Here is an 8,533-nt window from a genome sequence, read left to right on the forward strand (position 1 = left end):
GCTCCGTCTGCACCCGCGCACCACGCGCGGCGACACATGCTCCCGAGCACGAACGGTCTCGTCAACCGCGGTCCCGCGCTTCAGGCGCCCCCGCCGAGCGAGTCCGCCGCGCGGTAGCCGGCCCGCACACCCTCGACGAGGACGATGTCGGCCACCATGTGCCGGGTGCGCAGCGGCAGGATCTCCCGGTAGGCGGGCGAGTGCCACCAGGCGCGGGCCCGCTCGAGGTCGGGGAACTCGATGACGATCGTGCCGCCCGTACCCCACCTGCCCTCCACCGTCTCGGTCGTGCCGCCGTGGACGATGAAGCGGCCGCCGAAGGCGTCGAGGGTGGCGTCGATGCGCTGCAGGTACTCGACGATGTCGGGGCCGGCCTCGACGGAGTGGACCTGGGCGATCGCGTAGGCGGTCATCTGCTGCTCCTGGGGGGGTGTCGGGGGTGGTTGCTGTTGGCGTCTCCGACGGTAGGGGGCGGCGGGGTGCGGGCGAATCCGTCACGTATCGGTAGGGGTGACGTAGGCACGGATGTCTGACGCGCCGGTGGCGGTCGGCCGGCGGGGCCCGTTCCTCGCTAGGCTCGGCGGGGACGGGTTCTGCTGTGGGAAGGCGGGGTGGCGCATGCTCGGGTTGGACGCGGACGGGTTCCTGCGGGACGGGGTGGCGCACCGGGTGGTGGCCGGGGCGGTGCACTACTTCCGGGTGCACCCGCAGCTGTGGGAGGACCGGCTGCGGCGGGTGCGGGCGCTGGGGGTGAACACGGTGGACACGTACGTGCCGTGGAACTTCCACGAACTGCGGGCCGGGCACGTGGACTTCACCGGGTGGCGCGACGTGGGGCGGTTCGTGCGGCTGGCCGGGGAGCTGGGCATGGACGTGATCCTGCGCCCGGGCCCGTACATCTGCGCGGAGTGGGAGTTCGGCGGCCTGCCGGCCCGGCTGCTGGCGGTGGAGGGGCTGCGGCTGCGGTGCGCGGACGCGGCGTACCTGGCCGAGGTGGACGGCTGGTTCGACGCTCTGGTGCCCGAGGTGCTGCCGCTGCTGGCGAGCCGGGGCGGGCCGGTGGTGGCGGTGCAGGTGGAGAACGAGTACGGCAGTTACGGTGACGACGCCGCGTACCTGCGCCACCTGCGCGACGGCCTGGTACGGCGCGGCGTGGACTGCCTGCTGTTCACCACCGACGGCGCCCACGACACCATGCAGCAGGGCGGCTCGATCCCCGGGCACCTGGCCACCGCGACGTTCGGCTCGCGCGCGCCCGAACGCCTGGCGCTGCTGCGCCGCCACCAGGCGGACGGGCCGCTGGCGGCGATGGAGTTCTGGATCGGCTGGTTCGACCAGTGGGGGCGCCCGCACCACGTCCGCGACGCGAAGGAGACGGCCGCCTCGCTGGACGAACTGCTGGCCACCGGCGCCTCCGTGAACCTCTACATGGCGCACGGCGGCACCAACTTCGGCCTGTGGGCCGGCGCCAACCACTCCGGCGCCCACCCGTACGACGCCGGGTACGAGCCGACCGTCACCAGCTACGACTACGACGCGCCGATCGGCGAGGCGGGCGAGCTGACCGACAAGTTCCACGCGCTGCGCGAGATCATCGGCCGCTACCTGGACCTGCCGGAGGGTGAACTGCCGCCCCCGCTGCCGCGGGTGGCCCCGCAGCGGCTGGAGCGCGCCCAGGGGCGGGCGGCGCTGCTGGCGGGCCTGGACGCGCTGTCGCAGCCGGTGGAGCGGGCGGCGCCGCTGCCGATGGAGGCCCTCGGGCAGGACCGAGGCCTGATCCACTACCGCACCCGCGTGCCCGGCCCGCGCCCCGAACTGCCGCTGCGCATCGACGGGTTGGCCGACCGCGCGCAGGTGTTCGCCGATGGGCGGCCGCTCGGGACGCTGGAGCGCAACGACCCCGGCGCCACGCTGGCGCTGTCCACCGGGCAGGACGGGGTGCGGCTGGACATCCTGGTCGAGGCGCTGGGCCGGGTGAACTACGGACCGCAGATGGACGACCGCAAGGGCATCACCCGCGGCGTCTCGCACGGGGACCAGCGGCTGTTCGGCTGGCAGATCCGGCCGCTGCCGCTGACCGACCCCGCCGCCCTCGCCGCCCTCGACTTCACGGAGGAGGGGGAGGCGGCGGACGGCGAGCCGGTGTTCCACCGCTTCACGGCCCGCCTCGACTCCCCCGCCGACGCGTTCCTCGCCCTGCCCGGCTGGGGCCGCGGACTGCTGTGGGTCAACGGCTTCCTCCTCGGCCGCTACCGCGCCGACGGCCCCCAGCGCACCCTCTACGCCCCCGCGCCGCTGTGGCGCGCGGGGGACAACGAGGTGCTGGTCCTCGAACTCGAACTCCACGGCGAGGTGGTGGAGTTGCGCGACCAGCCGGACCTGGGCCCGACCACGGCCGCCCCCAGCGCCGAGTACTGACGGCAGCGGGCGCGGGGCCGGGACAGGCGGTCAGGCGGCGCGTTGGCCGTGGAGGAGGACGGGCAGCGTGCGGTTGGCGAGCGCCTCGGCGACGCGGGCGAACTGGGCGGGCGCCATGGTGCCGGGCAGCTCGCGCACGGGGACGAAGCGTGCGCCGAGCAGGCCGCTCTGGTGCTGTGGCGGGACGGTGAGCGGGGTGTGGTCGCGGACGGTGCCGCCGTCGAAGACGAGGTTGAGGCGTTCCAGGTAGCGGTCGGCGGGAGTGAAGTCGACGGCCAGGATGTCGGTCAGGAGCAAGTGCAGGCCGGTCTCGGCGTGGAGGTGGCGGGCGGCGGCGCGGTGCGGCGGCTCGTTGGCGCGGGCGGCCCCGCCGGGCAGGATCATGCCGTCCATGTAGTCGGGGTCCACGAGCAGGACGTCACCGCGCCGGTTGCGGACGAGGACGTGGCAGCCGAGCCGGGTCACGGGCGGCTTGGCGGGCAGGCGGGGGTCGCGCATCGGGTGGTTCTACTTTCTGCGAGCGGCATGGAGCAGGAGGGAGAAGCCCGCCCACCACAGCAGACGGGCGAGGAGTTCAGTCGTCATACGTGAGGCGCTCGTAGCGCAGCCCCTTGCGCAACAGGTCGACGATCCGCAGGAGTTCGAGCGTGCGCGCCGAGCCGAGCTGGACGAGGTAGCACCCGGTCAACCGCCCGTGCTCCCAGTCCACTTCGACGGAGGGCAATGTGACTCCGCCGAGCGCGAGCACGGAGATCAGGTCCTCGACGACGGAGGTGGCCTCACGCCGCTGCTCGGCGGTGACACGGGAGAGGGTGGAGGACATCACTTCTCCCCCGGCCGCTTGTGTACCTCGAACACCTTCCAGGCGCCCCATGCGTCGGTGAAGGAGGTGAAGGCGGCCAACTCCCCGGTGGCCGGGGTACGCAGCCACTCCCCCGTCATCTCGTTGCGCACCCGGTAGCGCTGGGCGCCGGTGTCCCACAGGACGCCGTAGCCGTGGAGCCGGGGCGCTTGGTCTTGGGCCATGAGAATACCTTCCGCAGTCGAGCGTTCACGTTCTGTGGGGAAAGGGTTGCGGATGAGCCCCCTCGTAGGGAAGCATCTGAAGTCGCCAGTTCAGCGTGGTTCAGTTGGGAAGCATCGTGAACCGTAAGGACCTTGACCCCGCGTCATCGCCGTACGCGTCTCTAGGGATTCAGCTGCGCCGCTTCCGTGACGCGCTTGAGATGACTCAGTCCGAGCTCGGCGAGGCCATCTCGTACTCCGATGCCTACATCTCCAGCATCGAGCGCGGCGTCCGCCGGCCGAGCCGGCGATTCGTGGAGCTCGTGGACGAGTACCTCAACACCGGCGGGACGCTCGCCCTGATGCTCGACCAGCTCGAACACAGCATCTTGATAGAGGGATTCCCCGAGTACGCCGAGCGGGAGGCCGAAGCGACGGCGCTCCGGTTCTTCCAGATCGGAGTCGTCTCAGGGCTTCTGCAGACGCCCGAGTATGCAGCTGCCTATGAACAGGCACCTGTCAGGCGTGGGACCGTAACGCAGCAGCAGGCCGACGAGCGCATGCGGTTCCTACTCGCTCGGCAACAACGGCTCGCTCAGCCCTCTCCACCCTACGTCCATGCCGTGCTGGACGAATGGTGTCTGCGGCGACCGATCGGTGGACCAGGCGTGATGGTTGGCCAGTTGGCCTATCTGGAGGAGCTAGCCGGTCGGCCGAACATGACCGTCCAGGTCGCCCCTATCGATCTTGGAGAGAACCGTCCATTCGCGCACCCGGTGACGATCCTCACCATGCCGAATCGTTCGCTTCTCGGCTATTCGGAGAGCCACCAACGCGGCTTTCTGGAGCGCGACGCCGAAACCCTCGCGGGCTGGGCCAGGGAGTACGATCGGCTGCAAGCTGAGGCGCTGCCGCTGGCCGCGTCGCTTGAGCTGATCCGCGTAGTACGGAAGGAATTTGAAAGTGCACCTTGACCTATCCGGCGCTCGCTGGCGCAAGAGCACGTTCAGCGGTCAGGGCGGCGAATGCATCGAGGTGGCAGACGGCTTCCCGGGCATCGTCCCGGTTCGTGACTCCAAGGACCCCAACGGGCCTGCCCTCATCCTCTCCGTCGCCTCCTGGCAGACCTTCATCGCCGCCGTCCGCACCGGCGAGTTCGACGCCCACTGACAGCAGCCTCCGGCCCCGCCGCCCCGGGGCGGCGGGCCTTCTCTACCTGTCCGACAAGTTCAACTCCCAAACCCGCGCGCAAGGAGTCGGCCCCGCCGACCTCCTACTTCACCGCTCAAGCGGGAGGGGACCTGCCATGGACATCAACACCCGCATCGCCTGGCGCAAGAGCACCTACAGCGGCGGATCGAACGGCTGTGTGGAGGTCGCCGACGGCATCCCCGGCGTCGTCCCGGTCCGCGACTCCAAGGACCCCGACGGTCCGGCCCTCGTGTTCCCCGCCGACGCCTGGCAGGCCTTCGTCACCGCCGTCCGCACCGGTGCACTCGGTACCGACTGAGCTTGTGCGCCGCCGCACCGGCCGGGGCGGCGGCGTGCGCAGGAAGTCGGACTTGCCGACTTTCCGCTCCACCGTGCGGGTCAGGCGGGAAGCGGGTTCGGCGCAGCTGGCAGCAGCACTCGGCGCCGCTCGGCACGTTCAGCTCCCTCGGGCTCGGGCGCAGGAAGTCGGCCGGGCCGACTTCCTGCTCGGGCGGTGGCCAGACGGTGCGGCGCCTGCTGGCACCGTGTGCCGCGGGGGTAGCAGGGGCGACTGGTCAGGCCCAGGGCAGGGAGGCCCGGGTGCGCCAGTAGATCTCGGCGGGCTCGGCCAGGGCGGCGAGGGCCTTCAGATCCCCGGGTGTAAGGATCACCTGGGCCGCCGTCAGGTTGGAGGCGAGCTGGTCGAGGGTGGCGGCGCCGGACAGGACGATGTCGGCCCAGGGCTGGGCGGCGGCCGCGGCGAGGGCGAGCGCGTCGGAGGTGGTGGCGGTGCGGGTGGCGAGGGTGCGCAGGGCGGCGGTGTCGGGGCCGGTGGCGTTGCGGCCGGCCAGGCGGCCGTTGGCCATCGCCTCCTTGACCACGACCAGCCAGCCCGCCGCGTGGGCCTCGGCGAGGGCGGGCGCGGCGGAGGTCTCCAGCAGGTTCCAGGTGGCCTGGACGGCGGTGAACAGCGGGCGGCCCGCCACGGTGATGTCCAGGGCCCGGCGGATGGTGTCGCCCTGGCCGGGGCCGCTGGTGGACAGCCCCACCCGCACGCCCTCGGCGGCCAGGGCGGCCAGGCGCCCGTGCAGGGCGGGATCGGTGAGGGCGGGGCTGTCGGGGACGACGGAGTGCACCAGGTAGACGTCCAGGTGGGAGCCCAGCAGGGCGCGGGTCTCGCGGATCTGGCGGTCGAACACCCGCGTCGAGTGTTCCTTCACCTCGTGGGCGGCGACCCCGCTGGTGCGCCAGTCGGCCGTGTAGGTGTAGCCCCACTTGCTGCCGACGGTCACCTCGGCCGCCGCCTCGGGGCGTGTCGCGAGCCACTGGGCGAGGAACTCCTCGGCACGGCCGTAGGAGCGGGCGGTGTCGAGGTAGCGCACGCCGGCCGCGTAGGCGGCGTCGAGGAGGGCGTGGGTGCGCTCGCGCAGCGCCTCGACGGTGCGGTCGGCGGGCAGGTCGCCCTCGCGGCCGAGGTTGATGTAGCCGGGCCGGCCCACGGCCGCGGTGCCCAGGCCCAGGCGCGCGGGGTGCGGACGGGCAGCGGGGGCGGGGTCGGTGGCGGGCTCGGTCGGCACGGCGGGGTCTCCTCGGGCGGGCTCGGGGTGCTCACCTGGGACTTTAACGCTGCCCCCAGGACGTCCGGTCGGCCAGGTCAGCCCCTCGCCGGTGCCGCCGGGCCCGGGCGGGCCCGGGGAGACGATGCGCACTCTCCGCGCCGGGGCGGGGTCCGGGACGCGGGGGCCGGCAGCTGGTCCAGGCGCAGCACGACGTTGACGTAGTCCGGCGGTTTGCCCGGCCGGTGGCAGTCGTTGCTGAGGAGGAGCCGGCTGCGCGCGCCGTCGCGTTCGGTGAGCGGGCCGGGGGTGGTGCGCAGGTTGGGCTGCCAGCTGCGGCCGGGACGGTGGTGTTCCAGGGGCAGCGTCCAGCCGCCCTCGCCCCCGTACGCGTCCGTGACGGGGTTCGCGTTCAGGGTGGCGCCGGGCCGTCCGGGCAGGATCCGGGTGCCGTACCGGCAGCGGGCGACCGCGCGCTGTTCGAAGTCGGCGGTGCGGCCGACCACGGTGATCCGCCACGCCCCGAGAACCTGAGCACGTTCGCTTCCCGTCCGCGCGGCGCGCCGCCTGCGCGGGCGCGCCCCGATGAGGTCAACGTGCGTGGCACGCATGGCGGATCAGAAGCGGGGTCAGGCGGCCGGGGTGAGCGGCGGGTAGCCGTGCGCGGTGAGGACGAGGCCGGCGTAGCGGGGTCCTCCCGGGGGACGCCGTGGCGGCGCGGCACGTCGAACGGCTCGGCCGGGTGGCGGGGTTCGGTGCCGTGTGGCAGCCCGTCGCTCGTGGTGGCAAGGGGCGCAGCCGAGGGGTGCTCCCGCGGCCCGCCACAGGAGGGTTAGCCGTACGGTGTGCGGGTCTTGCCGCCGGCGCGGCGCCGCGGTGTCCACGGGTGGTGCCCCCTTCATTTCCGTTCGGTGCCGCCGGTGGCCGTGGCGGGCTCGGACGGACCGGTGCGGCACGCGCCAAGTACGGTGTCAGTAAACTGATCTGAGGTCACGTCAGGACGGATGGTCGCGCCTGCTGGCCCGTTCTCCGGGGCGTCAGCCGACACGGCGCGGGTCAACTGGCGTGGATGGCGGATACCTTCGGGTACACGCCTGCTGATGGTGTTCGGCTATCGTGACCTGGCCGGCCCTGCCCGTCCGACGGGAACGCGACGCGCGGGGCCCGGGGTGAGGAAGGTGGGGGCATGACGGAGTCCACGGGGGACGTCGTTCAGGTGCGGCCGCAGGGCGGGCAGGGCGCGTCCGGGGAGCCGAACGGATGCGGAGAGACGAGCGGGTCTGGCGAGATGAGCGGCTCCGGGGAGCCGAGCAGGTCTGGGGAGCCGGACGGGCTCGCGGCCCGGATCGAGGCGCTGTTCCACACCATCCGCCGCCCCGACCGGGAGCAGTACACCAACGAGGAGGTGGCCCGGGCCTGCCGCGAGGCGACCGGGGAGTCCTTCTCCACCACCTACCTGTGGCAGCTGCGCACCGGGCGCCGGGACAACCCGACCAAGCGGCACCTGGAGGCGCTGGCCCAGTTCTTCCAGGTCCCGCCCGCCTACTTCTTCGACGAACGGCAGGCCGCCGAGATCGCCAAGGAGCTGGCGCTGCTGGGCGCGCTGCGCGACGCGGGCGTGCGCAGCCTGGCGCTGCGGGCGATGGGGCTGTCGCTGGAGGGTCTGGACACCGTCAGCGAGCTGGTGGACGTCATCGTCCGCCGGGACGCCTCGCGCCGGCGCTCCTCCCTCTGAGCGGTCGGGACATCCGGGGGACGGCACGCCCTGGGGGTGCGCCCGGCACGGGTGCGCCCGCGGGGGTGGGGACGGCGGCGGGGAGCTCGGCGTATGGGACGACCTGCGGCGGGGCCGGGCTACCGGTCGGCACTGCGGCGCTGTCGGCGGATGGCCGAACAGCTGGAACTGCCGCGCCCGTTCGACACCGCACCCGGCCGCCGACACCGAAACGCCCCGCGCCCTGGACAGCGAGGCCGACCACCTCGCCCACCTGGCCCGGGCGGACGGGCCGAGCGGCGCCGAGACGGCCCTGCGGTGAGCCGCCGTCAACTGCCCTTCCCCGGCCTTGCAGCCAGCGAGAGCCGCGGGCTACGGCGTGATGCCCGTCCGCGGTGGCACCGGGCTCCTCATCTCCACTGCTGGGGGCGGGGGTGGCCGTGCCCGGAACGCCGCCCGGGTGTCGAACATCCCGCGCGGGCCTCAGCGGTAGCCGCCCGGCTCGCGGGACCCCCGGAGGACGCCAAGAGGCGGGGGGGGGGGGGGGGGGGGAGGAGGCGACGCTGCGCTCTGCTGTTTCGCCCCAGGGGGAGGGGAGGTGGGTTGGTCTCCCCTCTGACCACGGGTTCTTCTTTTGGTGGAACGTGGA

The 8,533-nt window shown here is 73.1% G+C and carries 11 protein-coding genes; 5 read left to right on the forward strand and 6 right to left on the reverse strand.

Features of this window, described 5'->3' with window-relative positions; all coding sequences use genetic code 11:
- Positions 1-80: 80 nt before the first annotated feature.
- On the reverse strand, positions 81-413 hold the full coding sequence (locus ACZ4WV_RS31185; RefSeq protein WP_465751998.1) for a DUF1330 domain-containing protein: 333 nt from the start codon (positions 411-413) through the stop codon (positions 81-83).
- Positions 414-618: 205 nt separating this feature from the next.
- Between ACZ4WV_RS31185 and ACZ4WV_RS31190 the strand changes: the two genes are divergently transcribed.
- Entirely contained in the window at positions 619-2,418 is a 1,800-nt protein-coding gene (locus ACZ4WV_RS31190; protein WP_465751999.1) for a glycoside hydrolase family 35 protein, read from the forward strand.
- A 30-nt stretch (positions 2,419-2,448) separates the two neighbouring features.
- On the opposite strand, the gene ACZ4WV_RS31195 is transcribed toward ACZ4WV_RS31190, so the two are convergent.
- The 3 genes from ACZ4WV_RS31195 to ACZ4WV_RS31205 all read right to left on the reverse strand — a co-directional run bounded on the left by ACZ4WV_RS31195 (position 2,449) and on the right by ACZ4WV_RS31205 (position 3,444).
- Positions 2,449-2,916 (reverse strand): NUDIX domain-containing protein, encoded by a 468-nt coding sequence (locus ACZ4WV_RS31195; protein WP_465752000.1) that lies wholly within the window; start codon positions 2,914-2,916, stop codon positions 2,449-2,451.
- A gap of 76 nt (positions 2,917-2,992) precedes the next feature.
- A complete protein-coding gene (locus ACZ4WV_RS31200; RefSeq protein WP_465752001.1) occupies positions 2,993-3,241 on the reverse strand; it encodes a hypothetical protein in 249 nt (82 codons plus the stop codon).
- The gene (locus ACZ4WV_RS31205; protein WP_465752002.1) at positions 3,241-3,444 is read right to left on the reverse strand and encodes a hypothetical protein; all 204 of its coding nucleotides are present in this window, start codon (positions 3,442-3,444) and stop codon (positions 3,241-3,243) included. Before ACZ4WV_RS31205 ends, ACZ4WV_RS31200 begins: the two co-directional genes overlap by 1 nt.
- Before the next feature lie 104 nt (positions 3,445-3,548).
- Between ACZ4WV_RS31205 and ACZ4WV_RS31210 the strand changes: the two genes are divergently transcribed.
- From ACZ4WV_RS31210 to ACZ4WV_RS31220, 3 genes are all read left to right on the forward strand, one after another.
- Complete coding sequence (locus tag ACZ4WV_RS31210; RefSeq protein WP_465752003.1) at positions 3,549-4,397, forward strand: helix-turn-helix domain-containing protein; 849 nt, start codon at positions 3,549-3,551, stop codon at positions 4,395-4,397.
- Positions 4,381-4,593: a DUF397 domain-containing protein gene (locus ACZ4WV_RS31215; protein ID WP_465752004.1), complete on the forward strand. Its 213-nt coding sequence runs from the start codon at positions 4,381-4,383 to the stop codon at positions 4,591-4,593. The genes ACZ4WV_RS31210 and ACZ4WV_RS31215 overlap by 17 nt, the downstream gene beginning before the upstream one ends.
- A 136-nt stretch (positions 4,594-4,729) precedes the next feature.
- Entirely contained in the window at positions 4,730-4,933 is a 204-nt protein-coding gene (locus ACZ4WV_RS31220) for a DUF397 domain-containing protein (protein ID WP_465752005.1), read from the forward strand.
- 256 nt (positions 4,934-5,189) lie between these two features.
- On the opposite strand, the gene ACZ4WV_RS31225 is transcribed toward ACZ4WV_RS31220, so the two are convergent.
- The gene (locus ACZ4WV_RS31225) at positions 5,190-6,191 is read right to left on the reverse strand and encodes an aldo/keto reductase (protein WP_465752006.1); all 1,002 of its coding nucleotides are present in this window, start codon (positions 6,189-6,191) and stop codon (positions 5,190-5,192) included.
- A gap of 77 nt (positions 6,192-6,268) precedes the next feature.
- The gene (locus ACZ4WV_RS31230) at positions 6,269-6,676 is read right to left on the reverse strand and encodes a hypothetical protein (RefSeq protein WP_465752007.1); all 408 of its coding nucleotides are present in this window, start codon (positions 6,674-6,676) and stop codon (positions 6,269-6,271) included.
- 680 nt (positions 6,677-7,356) lie between these two features.
- Here ACZ4WV_RS31230 and ACZ4WV_RS31235 point away from each other — a divergent pair.
- Positions 7,357-7,905, forward strand: coding sequence for an XRE family transcriptional regulator (locus tag ACZ4WV_RS31235; RefSeq protein WP_465752008.1), 549 nt, complete (start codon positions 7,357-7,359; stop codon positions 7,903-7,905).
- The last annotated feature ends 628 nt before the right edge of the window (positions 7,906-8,533 follow it).

The sequence above is a fragment of the Kitasatospora sp. NPDC029312 genome, from assembly GCF_055569215.1.

Coding starts and splice junctions, on each gene's coding strand:
- ACZ4WV_RS31185 (WP_465751998.1), bottom strand. CDS start 413: ATGACCGCCTACGCGATCGCCCAGGTCCACTCCGTCGAGGCCGGCCCC.
- ACZ4WV_RS31190 (WP_465751999.1), top strand. CDS start 619: ATGCTCGGGTTGGACGCGGACGGGTTCCTGCGGGACGGGGTGGCGCAC.
- ACZ4WV_RS31195 (WP_465752000.1), bottom strand. CDS start 2,916: ATGCGCGACCCCCGCCTGCCCGCCAAGCCGCCCGTGACCCGGCTCGGC.
- ACZ4WV_RS31200 (WP_465752001.1), bottom strand. CDS start 3,241: ATGTCCTCCACCCTCTCCCGTGTCACCGCCGAGCAGCGGCGTGAGGCC.
- ACZ4WV_RS31205 (WP_465752002.1), bottom strand. CDS start 3,444: ATGGCCCAAGACCAAGCGCCCCGGCTCCACGGCTACGGCGTCCTGTGG.
- ACZ4WV_RS31220 (WP_465752005.1), top strand. CDS start 4,730: ATGGACATCAACACCCGCATCGCCTGGCGCAAGAGCACCTACAGCGGC.
- ACZ4WV_RS31235 (WP_465752008.1), top strand. CDS start 7,357: ATGACGGAGTCCACGGGGGACGTCGTTCAGGTGCGGCCGCAGGGCGGG.